Origin of the sequence: Kitasatospora sp. NPDC101155, from assembly GCF_044768305.1 — a bacterium.
GTDB lineage: Bacteria > Actinomycetota > Actinomycetes > Streptomycetales > Streptomycetaceae > Kitasatospora.
The window spans coordinates 312,706-330,186 of the sequence record NZ_JBIWPN010000005.1 but is presented as its reverse complement, the minus strand read 5'-3'; the positions used below and the strand labels follow the sequence as shown (position 1 = coordinate 330,186).

Here is a 17,481-nt window from a genome sequence, read left to right as displayed (position 1 = left end):
GGCTGACGCCCGGTCAGCTCCTCAAGCGGGGTGAGCGCCACCACACCCTTCGCGGCCCTCGCCAGCCTCGGGTCGAGGGTGACCAGGGCGTCCGCCTGGAGCCGGGTCAGCGCCAGGTACTCGGCGGCGAGGGTGTCGGGGTGGCCGAGCTGCTCGGCGATCGTCCAGGCGGTGGCCTGCAGGACGCGGTCGCCGAGCAGCCGGATCCGCAGGGCGCGCACCCCGCCGAGTGCGCGCTCGGCATCCGCCCTGGTCAGCTCGGACCGCCGGACCGCGCCGTAGAGCAGCGCCGGCAGCTGCGAGCGCAGCAGGGTCGGGGCCAGCAGCCGGTGCCCGTTGGGGACTCCCGTCCCGTCCCGGGCCAGCCGCAGGGCCGCCTCCGGGGTGATCACGTACCTCGCCACAGCCGTCGGCCTCCTCGCCGCGCACGAACGAATGCGGCGACCGGTCAACCGTCGGCGGCAGCTCCGGCGGCGGAACCCGACGGAGGTGTCGCGGGGCCGACCCGGTCAGTCCCGCTCGGCGAGCTCGTCCTCCAGCCGCCGGATCCGGCGGGCGGCCACCTGCCAGAGCCAGGCGAAGGTGACCAGCACCGTCACCACGCCGAAGCGGACGGTGCTCCAGGTGCGGTCCGCGCACTGGCTCTCGTGGTGGCCGACCTCACAGGAGGCGAGGAAGGCCAGGTAGAGGGTCCAGGCCCAGCCCGCCAGCACCAGCAAGCGTCAGGACCACCCGGCAGGCCCGCCCGAGCAGGTCCACGTTCCGTTTCGCCCGGGCTTCCTTCTCTGCGAGCAGCTCGCCGACTCCCATGCGTCCCCCCGTTGTGCGTCGTGGTGTGCTCCGCAGGCTACCGACCGGTCGGGGAGCCGCAACCCCCGTCGACCGGGTCGAAGACCAGCCGGAGCACCAGTGTCGGTGGCCGGCGCTAACGTGGCCGCTCCGAGCACTTCTGAGGAGGCATCGTGCGGTTGCGGAACGTCGAAGCGGGCGACATCGAGGCGTACGTCCGGATGCGGTGCGACGAGGCGATGATGGCCGAGCTGGGCGGGCCGCTGCCGCGGGAGAAGGTGGAGGCGCGGCTGCGCAAGGACATCGAACTGGCGGCGGCGGACAGCGCCTGGATCAAGGTGATCGTCCCGGACGGCGCCGAGGACGGCGGGGCGGCCGGCACGATCGTGCTCTGGCAGGACGAGGAGGGCGGCGCCGCCGTCACCGAGATCGGCTGGATGGTGCTGCCCGAGTACCAGGGCCGGGGCCTCGCCAAGGCGGCGGTGCGTGAACTGCTGGACGCCGCCGCCGAGGACGGCCGCTGGGGCGAGGTGCACGCCAACCCCGGGGTGACCAACGGCCCGTCCAACGGGATCTGCCGGGCGCTCGGCTTCCGGCTGCTCGGCGAACGCGACCTCGACTTCGCGGACCGGATGCTGCGCACCAACCACTGGGTCGTGACACCGGGGGAGCACACCGGGTCGGGCACGGAATAAATCGGATGCTGCCCATCGGGCCACCGCCGTACGGTGGCCCGATGGGCAGCACCATCGATGACACCTCCGTTGACACCGTGAACGGGCTCCAGGTCCGAGCCGTCTCCGTGGAGGAGGTGGAGGCCTGGAACCGGGCGCTCAACTTCGGCTTCCTGCGCCCGCACGCGGGTGTCGCGCCGGAGCTGCGCCGCATGCAGTGGGAGCCGGGCCGGATGCTGGCCGGGTTCGACGGGGACCGCCAGATCGCCACCTACCGCAGCTTCGACGTCGAACTGGCCGTCCCCGGCGGGGCCGTCGTCCAGGCCGACGCGATCACCAACGTGACGGTCAGCGCGACGCACCGCCGCCGGGGCCTGCTCAGCGCGATGATGCGGCGCGACCTCGCCTCCGCCGCCGAGCGCGGCTGCGCGGTCGCCGTTCTGATGGCCGCCGAGTACAACATCTACGGCCGCTTCGGCTTCGGCCCGGCCACCTGGGGCTGCGGCTGGAACATCGACCTGGGGCGCACCCGCGGTCTGCGCGAGGGCCTGCCGGGCGTGCCCGGCGGCCGGATCGACTTCGTGAGCCTGGCCGAGCAGCGCGAGTTCGGTGCCGAGCTGTACGACCGCTGGCGGCTCACCCAGCCGGGCGCGATCACCCGGGGCGAGATCTGGTGGCAACGCCGCACCAACGAGATCCAGGTGCCCGGCAACGACTTCAAGGAGCCGTTCACCGCCGTCCACCGGGACGCCGACGGCGAGGTCACCGGCCTGGTGGTCTACCGGGTCGAGAACAAGTGGGACGGGGCCTACCCCGACTCGGTGCTCACCGTGGACGAGTTCATCGCCCTCGATCTGCCCACCGCGGCCGAGCTGTGGCGGCTGGTCCTCTCCGTCGACTGGGTGCGCAAGGTCGTGGTGGAGAGCCTCTCCCCGGACGACCCGCTGCCGCTGCTGCTCCAGGACCCGCGCGCGGCGACGCCGCGCGAGGACAACTCCGACGCCATGTGGCTGCGGCTGCTGGACGTCGAGGCCGCGTTCAACGCCCGGACGTACGGTGCCCCCGGCCGGGTCGTGCTGGAGATCGAGGACCGGCTCGGTTACGCCTCCGGCCGCTTCGCGATCGAGGTCGCCGGGGACGGCACCGGCCGCTGCACCCGGACCACCGACGATGCCGATCTCGCCCTCGGAGCCTCCGAGTTGGGATCGCTCTACCTGGGCTCCGAGACGGCTCCGAGGCTGGCCGCGGCCGCCCTGCTCACCGAGCTGCGCCCGGGCGCGGCGGCCGCCGCCGACCTGCTGCTGCGCGCCCCGCTGCGGGCCTGGACGCCGACCGAGTTCTGAGCCGCCAATGCGCCCCAGGCCGGCCCGCGCTTTGCGGGCCGGCCTCCGGCGTGCCACAAGATCCTTGGCGGAGGCGCTACTTGACGGCCGTCTTGCCGATCGTGGGCAGGATGAAATCCTGGATCAGTCCCTTGGCGTCGCGCACGATCGGCCGGAACACCCGGTAGCGCGAGAGGTTGATCAGCCGGGCCGCCATCGGGGTCGAGCGCCGGACGAACTCCCTGGTCCGCTCGGTGTCCTCGGTCCGGTCGAAGACCCAGTAGAGGACGACGATCATCAGGTGCAGCCAGAGCACGTCGGGCAGCAGCTCGCCCAGTTCGGCGTCCAGCTTCGGTGCCAGGTCGGAGCCCTGGAGGACCTCGCGGAACAGCTCGACCGCCGTCGCCCGGGCCGGGTGGGACTCGTCGGAGAACGGGCTCAGCGAGCTGGTCGGGTCGGCCGCGGTGCGGAAGAACTGCGCGGCGAACTCGTGGTACGGGGCGGCCGTGTCCAGCCAGGAGACCAGCGCGATCTGCAGCCGCTCGGCGAAGTCCCGGGTGTGGGCCATGCGTTGCCTGGCATCGGCCGCGTGGTCGTGGGTCATCCGGTCGTAGAACCCCTGGATCAGGAATTCCTTCGCCGAAAAATAGTAGTAGGCGTTGCCGACCGAGACGCCCGCCTCGGTGGCGATCGCGCGCATCGTGGTCTTCTCGTAGCCCCGTTCCTGGAACAGCCGCATGGCCGTCTCCAGGATCAGCGCCCGGGTCGCCTCGCTCTTGTCGGTCTTTGGCTGCGCCCGGCCACCGGGCATGGGCCCGGTGTCCGTGCCGGGTGCGGCCGCAAGCTCGGCCGCACCCTTCTCGCCGTCCGTTCGGTTCGTCGCTGCCAGGTCGTCCACGTGCACGAGCCTAACCGGAGACGACGTTCCATCCGGTGTCGGTGTTGTCGGTGCTCGCGGCACCGTATGCCCCCTCCGCATCCGGTACCGCGACCACCACCCCCGTTATTTCGAACGCGTTCAAAAGCTGTTGGGAACTGTAGCGGGTTCGATTGAACATGTTCAACTCCATTGTTGTGGGAGGCTCGTCACATGATCGGTTCAGGGCAGACCACCATCCGGCACGGCGGAGCGCAGGACGCCGTGCACGTCGCCGAGCTGCATGCAGACAGCTGGCGCACCACGTACCGGGGGATCGTCCCCGACGAGGCGATCGGGGACGGACTGGCCGCCCAGCGGCGCGAGCTGTGGGAGCTGCGCCTGGCGGCGGACTACGGTGAGCCGGAGAACACTCCGGTCCTGCTGATCGCCGAACAGGCCGGTGAGACGGCCGGGTTCGTCTATCTGGTGCCCCAGCCCGACGGCCGGGTGCTGGTGGACAACCTGCACGTCCGCCCCGGCCGCACCGGCGGCGGGATCGGCCGCGAACTGCTGGCCGCCGCCCGCGCCGAGGCCGCCGAGCGGCACCCCGGGGCCGAGCTGTACCTGGAGGTGCTGAGCGGCAACACCCGCGCGGTCGCCTTCTACGAGCGCGAGGGCGGGATACGGATCAGGGCACAGGAGGGCGCCTTCCCGGGCGGCTACCTGCTGCCCGAGTACGTGTACGCCTGGCCGGCCGCGCCCGGGCCGGTCTCCGGCCGGACGTCGACCAGCGGTCAGTCGACGTCGTAGACCGTCACAGGTATGCCGCGCGCCGTCAGCCGGGCCGCCACCAGCGGCTCGACCCTGGCCCAGCGCCCGCCCGCCAGTCCGCAGCCGATCCGCGGCATGTGGACGGAGGCGCCGAGTTCGAGCGCGCGCTCACCCAGGGCGGCCAACGCGGTGTCGATGGCCTCGTACCGCACCGGCACTCCGGTGGAGCGCCCGGTCCGGATGCCGCGCTGGCCGACCAGGTTGGCCACCCAGACGTACGGCTCGACCTGCACCAACTGCAGGGCGCCGAGGCCGAAGTCGTTCTTCGCCCGCTCCCGGTGCCAGCGTCGGAACGCCGCCTCGGGCTCGGGCCAGCGTCTGGAGAGCGCGAGCACGAAGCCCTTGCCCCAGCCGCCGAGGTCGTTGCAGACGTGCGCGATCACCTTCACGCCCTTGCCCTGGGGCGTGGTGGCATCGCCTTGGACGTAGGTGATTTCCGCCATGCCTCGAAGTTAGACGGAGGCACTGACAACCCGCTCGGGATTTTCCGGCGCCTGCTCCTTTCGCGCCGCGGCCGGTCCCTTTCGCGCCATCAGGTGCCGCCGCCCGGCCAGCGCGATCAGCAGGGCGAGCGCGGCGGCCGAGGCCGGCAGCGCGTAGCCGGTGCCGGGGGCGGCGTGCTCGGCGACCGTCCCGGCGAGCGCCGCGCCGGCCGAGATGCCGACCACGATGCCGGACACCGCCACCGCCATCCCCTCGTTGAACTGCCGTTGCGGCAGCAGCTCCTGAACCAGCGTCATGCCGGTCACCATGGTCGGCGCGGTGGCCGTGCCCGCCGCGAACAGCGCCACCCCGAGCACCCCGAGCCCGGCCCCGCCCAGTCCGGCCGCGAGCGGCAGCAGCAGCACCCCGGCCATCGCGGCCGCCCCGGTCAGGAAGCGCGTGCCGGGTGCCCGACGCGGGGTCAGCAGACCGAACAGCAGCCCGGCCACGCAGGAGCCGGCCGCGACCAGGGCCAGCAGTCCGCCGGCCGCCGCCTTGTGGCCGAGCGCGTCGGCGTAGGCCACCGTGGTGATCTCGGTCGCGCCGAAGACCGTGCCGGTGGCCAGGAAGGTCAGCACCAGCACCCGCAGCCCGGGCACCCGCAGCGGGGAGCCGTGTCGCTGCTCGGTCGAAGCCCGTACGGGAAGCGGCGGTTCGGTGCGCCGCTGGGCGGCGAACAGCAGGGCGCCGGTGGTGCCGAGGGCGCCGGCGGTGAGCAGTCCGGCCTCCGGGGCGAGCGTCGTGCAGAGCAGCATCGCGAGCACCGGCCCGGCCATGAAGCACAGTTCGTCCAGGGCCTGTTCGAGGGAGTTGGCCAGGTGCCGGGCGGCCGGGTCGTCCCGGTACAGGTGCGCCCAGCGGGCCCGGGCCATGCCGCCGAGGTTGGGTGCGGCCGCGCAGGCCGCCCAGCAGGCGTACAGCGTCCAGTCCGGTGCGCCGAGCCGGACGCAGAGCAGCAGGGCGAGCAGCGGGACGGCGTTGTACAGCGCGGCCGGTACGGCCACCCGCGACTGCCCGTAGCGGTCCACCAGCCGTCCGAGCAGCGGCATCCCGATCGCCCCGGTGACCAGCCCGGCCGCCGAGACCGTCCCGGCCAGCGCGTACGAGCCGCGCCGCTCGGCGAGCAGTACCACCAGCGAGACGCCGTTCATCGACAGCGCGAGCCGGCCGAGCAGCCCGGCCAGGGTGAAGGCGGCGGCGCCGGGGGCCGAGAACAGCCGACGGTAGGAGGCGAGGAGGGCGGGCGAGGGCAAGCGGGCTCCTGGACATCAGGACGGAAGGGGATGCGCCAAGCCTGGCCGCGGTGGCGGCCGGGCGTCCAACACCTGTTTCGCCGCACTCACAACACGGTGTTGTTAATCTGCCGGGCATGCCCCGTGACCTGCACCCCCGACTGCTCCGCGGCTTCCTCGCGACCGCCGAGACGCTGCACTTCGGCCGGGCCGCCGAGCGGCTGCACGTCGCCCAGCAGGCGCTCAGCCGGGACGTCCGCTCCCTGGAGGAGTTGCTCGGCGAGGCACTGTTCACCCGCACCACCCGCAGCGTCGAGCTCACCCCGGCCGGGCGGCGGCTGCTGCCCCGGGTGCGCCGACTCCTCGCCCTGCACGACGAGATCCTCGCCGAGGCCGGAACCGGGGCCGCCGCCCGGCCGCTGCTGCTCGACCTCAACAGCGATGTCACCGGCCCCGACCTGACCGCCGACCGGGTGCTCGAACGGGCCCGCGCCGACTGGCCGGAGGGCGAACTGCTGGCCCGCTTCCACGGCGGCCTGGCCGCGGCCGCCGCCGAATTGCTGGCGCACCGGCTGGACGCCTCCTTCGGCCGCTTCGCCGGGCTGCCCGCCCCGGTGCGCGGCCAACTCGCCCAGCTGCCGGTGCGGTTGGAGCGGATCTCGGTGATGATGGCGGACACCCACCCGCTGGCCGGCCGCCCGGTGCTGCGGCTGGCGGAGCTGGCCGGGTACCCCGTCGACATCTGCGCGGGCAACCCGGCCACCACCGAGTGGACCGACCTCGGCGAGCGGCTGCTGCGTGAGCACGGCCTCACCGCCGCCGCGCCGTACGTCCCGCCGGTGGGCCTGGACGAGACCGCCCGCTACCTGGCCCGGCACGGTGACCCGATGCTGACCACGGTCGGCGGTCCGAGGATCCCGGGGGCGGTGAACGTGCCGCTGGTGGAGCCGGTGCCGCTGAGCCTGGTCAGCCTGGTGCACCGGCCCGGCGAACGCCATCCGGGCCTGCGGGCGCTTGCCGGGGCGGCGGCTGGACTCGGCGCGGCCGAGGGCTGGTTGCGTCGCCCGCAGGGCAGCTGGCTGCCGTCGGCGGACGCGGCGCTGGTCGGCGGGTAGGGCGCGGCGCCGGTAGGAGCATGGGAAGCCGCCCCTGCCCCGGGGGTGTGGGCAGGGGCGGCGGTCGGTGGGCGGCGGCAGGGGCCGCCGGGGCCGTGGACGGCCGGGTCAGGCCGCCTTGACGGCGGAGATGTCGAAGCTGAGCCTGACCTTCTCGCCGATCAGCACGCCGCCGGTCTCCAGGGCCGCGTTGTAGGTCAGGCCGAAGGCGGTGCGGTCCACGACCGTCTTGCCCTCGAAGCCGACCCGCTCGGCGCCGTAGGCGTCGGTGGCGCTGCCGGTGTACTCGAGCTCCAGGACCACCGGGCGGGTGGTGTCCTTGATGGTGAGCTCGCCGGTCATCCGGTAGGAGTCGTCGCCGAGCTGCTCGGTGGCGGTGCTGCGGAAGCGGATCTCCGGGTAGGTGTCGGCGGCGAAGAAGTCGCCGGTGCGCAGGTGCTCGTCGCGCTGGGCCTGGTTGGTGTCGATGCTGGCGACCTTGATCACCAGGTCGGCCGAGGAGTTGCCCGGCGTGGCGCCGTCGAGGTGGAGCTTGCCGTCGTACTCGGTGAAGCGGCCCTTGACGTTGGTGACCATCGCGTGGCGGACCGAGAAGCCGATCTCGCTGTGCATGGTGTCGATCGCCCAGTCGCCGCTCAGGTGCGACAGGTCCGGGCCGGCCGGGGTCCGGACGGGGACGGTGGCGGCGGTGGCGGTCTTGGTGCGGTTGAACAGGCCCATGGCTCCTCCTCGGGTTCGAAGCCATTTGTTTAGGCTTCAACTTCTTGGCTCCAGCGTACGGCGGTGTCGTTCAATTTTCAACCACAGATGTGGGGGCTTTCGTCTGATTCGCCCGATCGGCCCCACAGCCCGGCCCGACGGCCGTTGTCGGACCACGCGGCTAGGCTGCGAAGAACCGGCTCCCCGCCCCGAGAGGCCCCTCATGTTCGTCCTGCACGCGCTCTGGCGGGCGGACGGACGGCTCGCGCTCTGGGCCGAGGACGCCCGCACCCACCCCGGCCCCGCCGAACCGCAGCCCGACCGGCCCGCCCCGCGCGCCCACCCCTACGCCTGCCCGGCCGGCGAACTGGCCGCCGTGCTCGGCGGCATCGGACCCGGCCTCGGCTGGCTCGCCGGTCAGGCCCCCGAACGCTGGGCCACCCTGCTGCTGCCCACCGTCGGCGCCCTGCCCGCCCCCTCGCCCGACCTGCCGGTCACCCCGCCGCGCGGCGGCGCCGTCCTCACCCCCTGGCGGGTCCCGGCACTGCTCTTCGACGCCGCGGCCGCCGCCCAACTGCTCGGCGAGGTGCACGACTCGCACTGGGCCGTCACCGGCACCGACCTGCCCGGCACCGGCCGGGTCGAGGTGGTGTACGGCCCCTCGCTGCGCTGGCTCACCGGGGTGCACGACCTCGCCTGGCGCGCGGTCGGCCGGGGTCGGCTGCTGCCGCTGCCCGTGTCGGCCGACGGCCGCCCGCAGGCCCGCTGGCGGCCCGACCCCACCCCGGCCGGGCGCTGCGAGGCCGCCGCGCTGGCGGCGGGCTGCCCGCCGGTGCTGCTGGGGGAGTGGCCCACCGGCGCCGGAACGGGAGAGGCCCTGCTGGACGCCGCCCTCGGCGCCCTGGTGGACGCCGAGGCCCGCGCCGCACTCGCCGACCAGCCCCTCCCCACGGCCGGCGCCGCCACCGCCGACCGCTGGCTGCACGCCCTCGCCACCCCCTCCGGCGAACTCGGCGACGTCCCGGCCGAGGACTTCGCCGAACTGCGCCACCGGATCGACGCCTGGTACGCCGCCGCCGAACCCGCGGACCCCGCACTGCGGCTTTGCTTCCGCCTGCTCGAACCGCTCGGCCCCGACCCGGACGACCCCGAGGGCCGCCCCTCCGACGACGCCTGGCAGCTGGAGTTCCTGCTCCAGGCCGTCGACGAGCCCTCCCTGCTGGTCCGCGCCGCCGACCTGCACGAGGGCGGCGCCGCGCACGCCGCGCTCGCCCGCAAGACCACGGACGGCCGGGAACCCGCCGACGTCCTGGCCGTCGAACTCGCCCGCGCCGCCCACCGCTGGCCCGCCCTGGACGGGCTGCGCCACCGCCCCCGCCCGTCCGCCCTCCCGCTCGACCGGGCCGGCGCGCTCGACTTCCTGCGCGCCGCCGCGCCCGCGCTCGCCGAGAACGGCTTCGGCGTGCTGCTGCCCGCCTGGTGGCGCCGCCGCCCCCGGCTCGGGCTCGCCCTGCGCGCCGTCACCCCGCCCGCGCCCGGCACCCTCGCCGTCACCAGTCAGGTCGACCGGGACGCCGTGGTCGCCTTCCGCTGGCAGGCCGCGCTCGGCCCGGACGGCACCCCGCTCACCGAACAGGAACTCGCCGAACTCGCCGCCGCCAAACAGGGCCTGGTGCGGGTCCGGGGCACCTGGCTGGAGGCCGACCCGGCACAGATCGCCGCCGCCCTCGCCTTCCTCACCGAGCAGCGCGACGGCCTGCTGGCCGCCGCCGACCTGCTGCGGCTCGCCCTCGACCCCGAGGCGACCGTCGCCGGACTGCCGGTCACCGGCGTCCGCGCCGACGGCCCGCTCGGCGACCTGCTGGCCGGCCGCGCCGCCGCCGAGCCGGCCGACCCCGACGCCCTCGCGCTGCCGCCGGACTTCCGCGCCGAGCTGCGCCCGTACCAGCGGCGCGGCCTGGCCTGGCTGCGCACGATGTCCGGGCTCGGCCTCGGCGCCGTGCTGGCCGACGACATGGGCCTCGGCAAGACCGTGCAGACCCTCGCCCTGCTGGCCGCCGAACGGGCCGAGGGCGCCACCGGGCCCACCCTGCTGGTCTGTCCGATGTCCCTGGTCGGCAACTGGCAGCGCGAGGCCGAGCGCTTCGCCCCCGGCCTGCGGCGCCACGTCCACCACGGCGCCGACCGTCTCGGCGCGGAGCAACTCGCCGAAGCCGTGAAGGGCGTGGACCTGGTCATCACCACCTACGGGCTGGTCCAGCGCGACCGCGCCGCCCTGCGCGCGATCCGCTGGCGCCGGGTGGTCGCCGACGAGGCGCAGTACATCAAGAACACCGGCACCGCGCAGTCCCGGGCGATCCGCGCACTGACCGTCACCCGCCACCGGATCGCCCTGACCGGCACCCCGGTGGAGAACCGGCTCGCCGAACTCCACGCCGTCCTGGACTTCGCCAACCCCGGCCTGCTCGGCCCGGCCGAGCGCTTCAAGGAGCGCTACGCGATCCCGGTCGAACTGCACCGCAGCCCCGAGCGCACCGCCGAACTCCGGCGCCGCACCGCCCCGTTCGTGCTGCGCCGGCTCAAGTCCGACCCGGCGGTCGCGGTCGAACTGCCCGCCAAGCAGGAGATGACCGTCTGGTGCAACCTCACCGCCGAGCAGGCCGGTCTCTACCAGGCCGTGGTCGCCGACCTGCTGCAGCGGGTCGAGGGCATCCGGGGCGTGGAGCGGCGCGGCACCGTGCTGGCCGCGATCGGCAAGCTCAAGCAGGTGTGCAACCATCCGGCCCAACTGCTGCACGACGGCTCGCCGTTGGGCGAGCGCTCGGGCAAGGTCGCCCGACTCGCCGAACTGCTGGAGGAGGCGCTGGCCGAGGGCGACCGGACGCTGGTCTTCACCCAGTACGCCGAGTTCGGCACCATGCTGCGCCCGTACCTGGAGCGCCGGCTCGGCGAGGAGGTGCTCTTCCTGCACGGCGGCGTCCCCCGGGCCCGCCGTGAGGAGCTGGTCCGCCGCTTCCAATCCCCGGACGGGCCAGGGGTGTTCCTGCTCTCGCTGCGGGCCGGCGGCACCGGACTCAACCTGACCGCCGCCAACCAGGTGATCCACCTCGACCGCTGGTGGAACCCGGCGGTCGAGGAGCAGGCCACCGACCGCGCCTTCCGGATCGGCCAGCGCCGGGACGTCCAGGTCCGCCGGCTGGTCTGCGTCGGCACCGTCGAGGAGCGGATCGACGAACTCCTCACCGCCAAGCGCTCGTTGGCCGACAACGTGGTGGGCGAGGGGGAGCACTGGCTGACCGACCTGCCGGTCGGGGCCCTGCGCGAACTCGTCGCCCTCACCCGCGAGGACGCCGTCGCCGAGGAGGACGCGTGACCGACCAGCCGCAGCACCCGGTCGCTTCGAAGGCGCCCATGGTCAACATCGCCGCCTACTGGCGCGGCGACTTCACCCTGCGCCCCGAACAGTCCGACGAGGAGCCGGACGAACCCTCGCTGCGCCGCCTCGGCCGCTCCGGCATCACCGTGCACGGCCGCGACCTCGCCACCCTGCTCGCCCCCGCCTACGACACCTTCCGCAGCTGAACCCCGCCGTCTACCGTGCGGTAACGTCCCGAGGGTGACCGACACTTCAGAGAGCCGTCTGGCCGACTTCGAAGAGCACCGGCGGATGGTCTTCGGCATCGCCTACCGGATGCTCGGCAGCGTCGCCGACGCCGAGGACCTGGTCCAGGACACCTGGCTGCGCTGGAGCCAGGTCGCCGGCCCGGTCGCCGGCCCGGGCGGCTACCTGGCCCGCACGGTCACCAACCTCGCCCTCAACCGGCTCGACTCGGCCGCCGTCCGCCGCGAGTCCTACGTCGGCCCCTGGCTGCCCGAGCCGCTGGTCACCGAGCCGGACGCGACCGACGGCGTCGAGCGCGCCGAGGCCGTCTCGGTCGCCCTGCTGGTGGTGCTGGAGAGCCTGTCCCCGCTGGAACGGGCGGTGTTCGTCCTCAAGGAGGCCTTCGGCTTCTCCTACCCGGAGATCGCCGAGGCCCTGGACCGCACCGAGGCCGCCTGCCGCCAGGTCGGCAGCCGGGCCCGGGCCCACGTGCGCGCCCGCCGCCCCCGCTACGACGCCCCGCCGGAGCTGCGCCGCCGGGCCACCGACGAGTTCCTCGCCGCCTGCGTCGGCGGCGACCTCAACCGGATGCTCGAACTGCTCGCCCCCGACGTCACCTCCTGGAACGACGGCGGCGGCGTGATCACCGCCGCGCTGCGGCCGATCACCGGCGCCGAGAAGGTCGCCCGCTTCATCCTCGGCCTGCTCCACAAGCTGGGCGAGGGCGCGGCCGCCCGCCCGGTGCTGGTCAACGGCGAGCCCGGAGTGCTGATCACCGTGCACGGCGCCGTCGACTCCGTCTCGGTCTTCGACTTCACCCGGGGACCGGGCGGCGAGCCGCTGATCTCCGCGATCCACGCCGTCCGCAACCCGCAGAAGCTCGCCCACCTCGCTTGACCCTCGACCAGGTCGAACCCGGAGAGTCATCGGCATGGAGAGCGAGCTGCACAGCATCGGCGAGCTGGCCCGCAACAGCGGCCTGGGCGTCGGCACCCTGCGCTACTACGACGGCGCCGAGGTGCTCAGCCCCGCCTGGGTCGACCCGCACACCGGCTACCGCTGGTACCGGCCCGCCCAACTCGCCGACGCCCGGCTGCTGGCCCGGCTGCGCCGGGTCGGCCTGCCGCTGGCGGCCATCCGCGCCGTGCTCGGCGCCGACCCCGGCAGCGGCGAGGCCCGACGTGTCCTCGACGCGCACCTGCGCCGACTGGAGGACGGCCTGGCCGACGCCCGCCGCGAGCTCTCCCTGATCCGCACGATGATCGACCAGAGGGAGCAGTCGATGACCACCACCCCCGCCGAGACCTGCCTCACCGTCCCCGCGGACGGCCTGGCCGCCGCCCTGGACGCGGTCCGCTTCGCGGTCTGCGGCGACCCGGAACTGCCCTCCCTCGCCGGAGTGCTGTTCGAACCGGACGGCCCGGTGCTGCGCCTGGTCGCCACCGACCGCTACCGGCTGGCCCTCGCCGAGGTCCCCGCCACCGGCACACCCGAGCAGCCGACCGCCGGCACCATCGTCCCGACCCCGCTGGCGGACGCCCTGCGTGCCCTGCTCCCCACCGCCCCGGCCGAGGTCACGCTCACCCTGGGCGCCGGCACCTTCCGCGCCGAGACGGGCGGCCACCGCATCGAGGGCGCCGCGCTCGACTTCGACTACCCCGACCACCGCGTCCTCACCCGGCTCGACCCGCAGCACCGGATCACCCTGCCCGCCGCCGACCTGCGCGCCGCCGTGGAGACCGGCGCCACCCGCACCCTCCCCTCCGGCCCCCAGGGCACCGACTGCGCCGTCACCGTCCTGACCCTCACCCAGGACGGCGGCCTCACCGTCGCCACCACCCCCGCGGCCGGGGACGTCCAGGTCGCCGTCAACCGCGACTTCCTCCTCGACGCCCTCCGCGCCGGCCACCCCGAACAGCTCCTGCTCGAACTCGGCGGCCCGATCGCCCCGCTCGCCATCCGCACCCCGGGCCGGGCGGGCACCTTCTCCGTCCTGATGCCCGTCCGGCTCCCCGACGCCGCGTGACCCCCGGCCCCTCGGCACCCCCGTGATGTGGCCGGACCGAAGGCCGGGGCGCGCCCGCGGTCCTCGCCCGCAACCCGCCGCCGTCAACGCCGCCCCACGCGAACCCTGCTCCTGAAGCGGCTCTGCAAGGATCCTCCGCATGAGCACCGATTCCGAAGTCCAGACCCCCGACGGCGGCCACCTGTGGGCCGAACGCCGCGGCGCCGGCACCCCGGTGGTGCTGCTGCACGGCTCCGGCATGGACTCCCGACTGTGGGACGCCGTCGTCCCCGAACTGTCCCGCCACCACGACGTGATCCGCTACGACGCCCGCGGCCTCGGCCGGTCCACGCCCCCGGAGCGGACCTTCGACGACGTCGAGGACCTGCGCGCCGTCCTGGACCACTTCGGCCTCGACCGCGCCGCCCTGGTCGGCCTGAGCATGGGTGGCGAGACCGCCCTGGACTTCACCCTCGCCCACCCCGAGCGGGTCACCGCCCTGGCCCTGATCGGCGCCTCGGTCAGCGGCCACGACTGGCCGCCGTCCCCCACCACCTCACCGCCCTTCTCCTCCCCCACCTGGCCTAACCACCCACCAACCCCCCCACACGCGCACCAACCCACCCCCAGCAACCCCAACCCACCCCCCTCCAGCGAGAGGGACGCGCCCCCGGCCACCCACCCTCCCGAAAGCCCCCCGCCACGCAAACACCCCCGCTTGCCCCCGCTAGCACCCTGCTTGCAATTGCAAGCACCCTGCCGCACCCTGTCTACATGGCCTCACTCAACGTCGCCTCCCTGGGCGAGTACATCCGCGAGCAGCGCCGCAGCGCGCAGTACTCGCTGCGCCAACTGGCGGAGGCCGCCGGCGTGTCCAACCCGTACCTGAGCCAGATCGAGCGAGGGTTGCGCAAGCCGAGCGCGGAGATCCTGCAGCAGATCGCGAAGGCGCTGCGGATCTCGGCGGAGACGCTCTACGTCCAGGCCGGGATCCTGGAGGAACGGCGGGGTGAGGGGCTGGAGCTGCGGGCCTCGATCCTGGCCGATCCGCTGATCAATGAGCAGCAGAAGCAAGCGCTGCTCGCGGTCTACGACGCCTTCCTCAAGGAGAACGCCGCATCGGCCTCCGGTCCCACGACCGACGGCGCAGCCATCCAGAACACCCACCGGGAGGACCGGTAACCATGCCGATCACTGACGACATCAAGAAGACCCTCACCGACCCGACCCCGCTGTACGCCCTGGCCGGCGCAGGGGACTTCGCCTACGAGAAGCTGCGCGAGGTGCCGGGCAAGGTCGAGGCGCTGGCGGCGGACCGCAAGACCGCGCAGGAGAAGGCGACCGCCAAGCTGCACGAGGCGCAGGAGCTGCTGACCGGGGCGCCCGCCAAGGTCACCGAGGCCGTCACCACCTTCCCCGCCGACCTGAAGGCGCTGCAGGAGCGGGCCCAGGGCTTCGCCCTCCAGCAGGTGGCCCGCGCGGTCGAGTTGGCGGTGAAGGCCAAGGAGACGTACGACGAGCTGGCCGAGCGCGGCAAGGTCGTGGTCGACAAGGCCCGCCCGCAGGACGACACCATCGACACCATCGACACGATCGACACCACCGGGACCGCCGAACTGGTCGAGGCCGAACCGGTCGAGGACGGTGCCCCCGCCGCCGCGCCGAAGAAGTCCGCCAAGGCTCGGAAGGGCGCTCCCGACAGCACGGAGTGATCGGGGCCCGCGGCCACGGGCACATCCGGTGACGGCCGGACGTTGACAGCATTGCGGGCGGTCGCCGTGCCAGGATGGGCGCCGCCCGGGGCGTGGCAAGCCGAGAGACGTAGGAGATCGCGATGACCGGAGTGTTCCAGATCCTGGCCTTTTCCTACCTGAACCCGTTCTGGTGGATGGCCGTGGCCATCCTGGGCTACAAGCTCTTCGCGCTGCTCGACGCGGCTACCCGCCGGGAGGACGCCTACCGGGCGGCGGACAAGAAGACCAAGGGGTTCTGGCTGGCCATCCTCGGGATCAGCTTCGGTTGGGACCTGCTGTTCGGGGCGAACTTCCTCGGCAGCATCGGCACCCTGGTCGGCCTGGTCGCCTCGATCGTCTACGTGGTGGACGTCCGCCCGGCGATCCGGGCGCTGACCGGCGGCAGCGGCCGTGGCGGCCGGAGCAACACCGGCCCGTACGGCCCCTGGTAGGCCGACGACAACGCCGCAGCCCGGGCGGGATCTCACCCGCCCGGGCTGCGGCGTTTCCTGGAGGCACCGCCCAGCGCGGAACCCCTCTGCGCGGAACCCCTCTGCGCGGAACCCCCGGCGCGGAACCCCTCTGCGCGGAACCCCCGGCGCGGAACCCTTCAGCCGAGGATCAACTGCACCGGATTGCGCTCCAGCAGCAGCACCGCGACGTCGTCGGTCAGCGCGCCGCCGTTCAGCTCCTCCACCTCGGCGATCGCGCTGTCGACCAGCCGCCCCCGGGTCAGCCCCGCGGACTGGTGGTCGGCGATCAGGTCGGCCAGCCCGTCCTGGCCGAGGCGGCGCGACCCGGCCCCGACCCGGCCCTCGATCAGTCCGTCGGTGTAGAGCAACAGCCGCCAGCCGGGCAGGAGTTCGAGCTCGTGCGCGGGCCAGGCGGCCTGCCCGTCGTGGCAGGGCAGCAGTCCGAGCGCGGGCCCGGCGAGGTCGGCGGGCAGGGAGACGGGGGCGTGGTCGCGGCCGAGCAGCAGCGGCGCCGGGTGTCCGGCGAGGTAGAGCCGGGCCCGCTCGCCGGTGCCGAGCGAGTCGAGGCCGGTGCCGGCGCCGCAGGGCTCGATGACCAGCATGCAGAGCGTCGCGAAGATCTCGTCGCTGCGCCGCTCGTGCTCCAGCACGTGCTGGAGGGTGGTGAGCAGGGCTTCGCCGGTGAGGCCGGCGAAGACCAGGGTGCGCCACGCTATCCGGAGCGCGACGCCGAGCGCGGCCTCGTCCGGGCCGTGGCCGCAGACGTCGCCGATCACGACGTGGACGGTGCCGTCGTCGGTGCGCACGGCGTCGTAGAAGTCACCGCCGAGCAGGGCGCGGCGCCGCCCGGGGCGGTAGCGCCGGGTGAAGGAGAGCCCGGCTCCGTCCAGCAGCGGGGTGGGCAGCAGGTGGCGCTGGAGGCGGGCGTTCTCCTGGCCGCGCAGCTCGGCCTCGACCAGGCGGCGCTGGGACTCGTCGGCGCGCTTGCGTTCGACGGCGTAGCGCAGGGCGCGGGCCAGCAGCGGGCCGTCCGTGTCGTGCTTGAGCAGGAAGTCCTGGGCGCCGGCGGCGACGGCGGCCGCGCCGAGTTCGGCTCCGGCGGCGTCGGTGAGCACCACGACGGGGATGTGCGGGGCGCGCCGGAGCAGCTCGTGCAGGCCCTCCAGGCCGTCCGAGGCGTCGGACGGGTGGGGCAGGTCGGCCGGGGAGGCCAGGTCGAGCAGCACGCAGCCGAATTCGGGACCGCGGGTGCGCCCGCGCCGGGCGGCGGGGGCGGTCTGGGCCAGCAGTCGGGTGGCCTGGTCGAGGCCGCGGGCCCAGTGGATCTCGATCGAGGTGCCGCTGTCGGCGACCGCGGCCTTGATCAGCTGGGCGTCCGAGGCGTCGTCCTCGATGACCAGCAGCCGCAGCGGTGCGGGGCCGCCGTCGGCGGGCCCGTCACCCGGTGCCGGAACGTTTCCCACCTCGGCCAGGTGTGACGGGTGCCGCCCGCCGTGCGCGGTCCGGACCGGCTGTGACCGGGGGTGAGGCATCGGGGGAGCTGCCGTCGCCGGCCCGGTCGTTGCCGGGCGCTTACGGGCATGGCCGACGGGGGCGCCGTCATGGGCGCCCGGCAGGTCCGCGGCACCAGGTGCCCGCCCGTCTCCCGTTGCGGGCATCGGTGGT

19 protein-coding genes are annotated in these 17,481 nt (G+C 74.2%); 12 read left to right on the top strand and 7 right to left on the bottom strand.

The window, feature by feature from the left end:
• Nucleotides 1–509: 509 nt before the first annotated feature.
• Nucleotides 510–719 (bottom strand): hypothetical protein, encoded by a 210-nt coding sequence (locus ACIRYZ_RS10435; protein WP_402941942.1) that lies wholly within the window; start codon nucleotides 717–719, stop codon nucleotides 510–512.
• Between the two features lie 243 nt (nucleotides 720–962).
• On the opposite strand from ACIRYZ_RS10435, the gene ACIRYZ_RS10430 reads away from it, so the two are divergent.
• Complete coding sequence (locus tag ACIRYZ_RS10430; protein ID WP_402941940.1) at nucleotides 963–1,484, top strand: GNAT family N-acetyltransferase; 522 nt, start codon at nucleotides 963–965, stop codon at nucleotides 1,482–1,484.
• A 41-nt stretch (nucleotides 1,485–1,525) separates the two neighbouring features.
• A complete protein-coding gene (locus ACIRYZ_RS10425; protein WP_402941938.1) occupies nucleotides 1,526–2,806 on the top strand; it encodes a GNAT family N-acetyltransferase in 1,281 nt (426 codons plus the stop codon).
• Between the two features lie 76 nt (nucleotides 2,807–2,882).
• On the opposite strand, the gene ACIRYZ_RS10420 is transcribed toward ACIRYZ_RS10425, so the two are convergent.
• Complete coding sequence (locus ACIRYZ_RS10420) at nucleotides 2,883–3,683, bottom strand: TetR family transcriptional regulator (RefSeq protein ID WP_402941937.1); 801 nt, start codon at nucleotides 3,681–3,683, stop codon at nucleotides 2,883–2,885.
• A 10-nt stretch (nucleotides 3,684–3,693) separates the two neighbouring features.
• On the bottom strand, nucleotides 3,694–3,843 hold the full coding sequence (locus ACIRYZ_RS10415; protein WP_402941935.1) for a hypothetical protein: 150 nt from the start codon (nucleotides 3,841–3,843) through the stop codon (nucleotides 3,694–3,696).
• A 32-nt stretch (nucleotides 3,844–3,875) separates the two neighbouring features.
• On the opposite strand from ACIRYZ_RS10415, the gene ACIRYZ_RS10410 reads away from it, so the two are divergent.
• Nucleotides 3,876–4,454, top strand: a complete 579-nt coding sequence (locus tag ACIRYZ_RS10410) for a GNAT family N-acetyltransferase (RefSeq protein WP_402941933.1) — start codon at nucleotides 3,876–3,878, stop codon at nucleotides 4,452–4,454.
• Here the strand turns inward: ACIRYZ_RS10410 and ACIRYZ_RS10405 are convergent.
• Together ACIRYZ_RS10405 and ACIRYZ_RS10400 are read right to left on the bottom strand one after the other, a co-directional pair.
• Entirely contained in the window at nucleotides 4,439–4,918 is a 480-nt protein-coding gene (locus ACIRYZ_RS10405) for a macro domain-containing protein (RefSeq protein WP_402941931.1), read from the bottom strand. The genes ACIRYZ_RS10410 and ACIRYZ_RS10405 overlap by 16 nt on opposite strands.
• A gap of 9 nt (nucleotides 4,919–4,927) precedes the next feature.
• On the bottom strand, nucleotides 4,928–6,211 hold the full coding sequence (locus ACIRYZ_RS10400) for an MFS transporter (protein ID WP_402941929.1): 1,284 nt from the start codon (nucleotides 6,209–6,211) through the stop codon (nucleotides 4,928–4,930).
• Nucleotides 6,212–6,327: 116 nt separating this feature from the next.
• Between ACIRYZ_RS10400 and ACIRYZ_RS10395 the strand changes: the two genes are divergently transcribed.
• Nucleotides 6,328–7,305 (top strand): LysR family transcriptional regulator, encoded by a 978-nt coding sequence (locus tag ACIRYZ_RS10395; RefSeq protein ID WP_402941927.1) that lies wholly within the window; start codon nucleotides 6,328–6,330, stop codon nucleotides 7,303–7,305.
• Between the two features lie 108 nt (nucleotides 7,306–7,413).
• Here the strand turns inward: ACIRYZ_RS10395 and ACIRYZ_RS10390 are convergent, their stop codons facing one another.
• A complete protein-coding gene (locus tag ACIRYZ_RS10390; RefSeq protein ID WP_402941926.1) occupies nucleotides 7,414–8,025 on the bottom strand; it encodes a YceI family protein in 612 nt (203 codons plus the stop codon).
• A 202-nt stretch (nucleotides 8,026–8,227) separates the two neighbouring features.
• On the opposite strand from ACIRYZ_RS10390, the gene ACIRYZ_RS10385 reads away from it, so the two are divergent.
• From ACIRYZ_RS10385 to ACIRYZ_RS10350, 8 genes are all read left to right on the top strand, one after another.
• Nucleotides 8,228–11,377 carry a DEAD/DEAH box helicase gene (locus ACIRYZ_RS10385; RefSeq protein ID WP_402941924.1) on the top strand — a complete coding sequence of 1,050 codons (3,150 nt, stop codon included), beginning with the start codon at nucleotides 8,228–8,230 and terminating at the stop codon, nucleotides 11,375–11,377.
• Nucleotides 11,374–11,586: a hypothetical protein gene (locus ACIRYZ_RS10380; protein ID WP_402941922.1), complete on the top strand. Its 213-nt coding sequence runs from the start codon at nucleotides 11,374–11,376 to the stop codon at nucleotides 11,584–11,586. The genes ACIRYZ_RS10385 and ACIRYZ_RS10380 overlap by 4 nt, the downstream gene beginning before the upstream one ends.
• A gap of 85 nt (nucleotides 11,587–11,671) precedes the next feature.
• Complete coding sequence (gene sigJ / locus ACIRYZ_RS10375; RefSeq protein ID WP_402942093.1) at nucleotides 11,672–12,502, top strand: RNA polymerase sigma factor SigJ; 831 nt, start codon at nucleotides 11,672–11,674, stop codon at nucleotides 12,500–12,502.
• A 34-nt stretch (nucleotides 12,503–12,536) separates the two neighbouring features.
• Nucleotides 12,537–13,631 (top strand): MerR family transcriptional regulator, encoded by a 1,095-nt coding sequence (locus ACIRYZ_RS10370; protein ID WP_402941921.1) that lies wholly within the window; start codon nucleotides 12,537–12,539, stop codon nucleotides 13,629–13,631.
• A 139-nt stretch (nucleotides 13,632–13,770) separates the two neighbouring features.
• Nucleotides 13,771–14,499, top strand: a complete 729-nt coding sequence (locus ACIRYZ_RS10365; RefSeq protein WP_402941919.1) for an alpha/beta fold hydrolase — start codon at nucleotides 13,771–13,773, stop codon at nucleotides 14,497–14,499.
• A complete protein-coding gene (locus tag ACIRYZ_RS10360) occupies nucleotides 14,385–14,792 on the top strand; it encodes a helix-turn-helix domain-containing protein (RefSeq protein ID WP_387619696.1) in 408 nt (135 codons plus the stop codon). The genes ACIRYZ_RS10365 and ACIRYZ_RS10360 overlap by 115 nt, the downstream gene beginning before the upstream one ends.
• Nucleotides 14,793–14,794: 2 nt before the next feature.
• On the top strand, nucleotides 14,795–15,322 hold the full coding sequence (locus ACIRYZ_RS10355; protein WP_402941917.1) for a hypothetical protein: 528 nt from the start codon (nucleotides 14,795–14,797) through the stop codon (nucleotides 15,320–15,322).
• Nucleotides 15,323–15,444: 122 nt separating this feature from the next.
• Nucleotides 15,445–15,795 (top strand): DUF2516 family protein, encoded by a 351-nt coding sequence (locus ACIRYZ_RS10350; RefSeq protein WP_380608525.1) that lies wholly within the window; start codon nucleotides 15,445–15,447, stop codon nucleotides 15,793–15,795.
• A 158-nt stretch (nucleotides 15,796–15,953) separates the two neighbouring features.
• Here the strand turns inward: ACIRYZ_RS10350 and ACIRYZ_RS10345 are convergent, their stop codons facing one another.
• A complete protein-coding gene (locus ACIRYZ_RS10345; RefSeq protein ID WP_402941915.1) occupies nucleotides 15,954–17,348 on the bottom strand; it encodes a PP2C family protein-serine/threonine phosphatase in 1,395 nt (464 codons plus the stop codon).
• Between the last annotated feature and the right edge of the window lie 133 nt (nucleotides 17,349–17,481).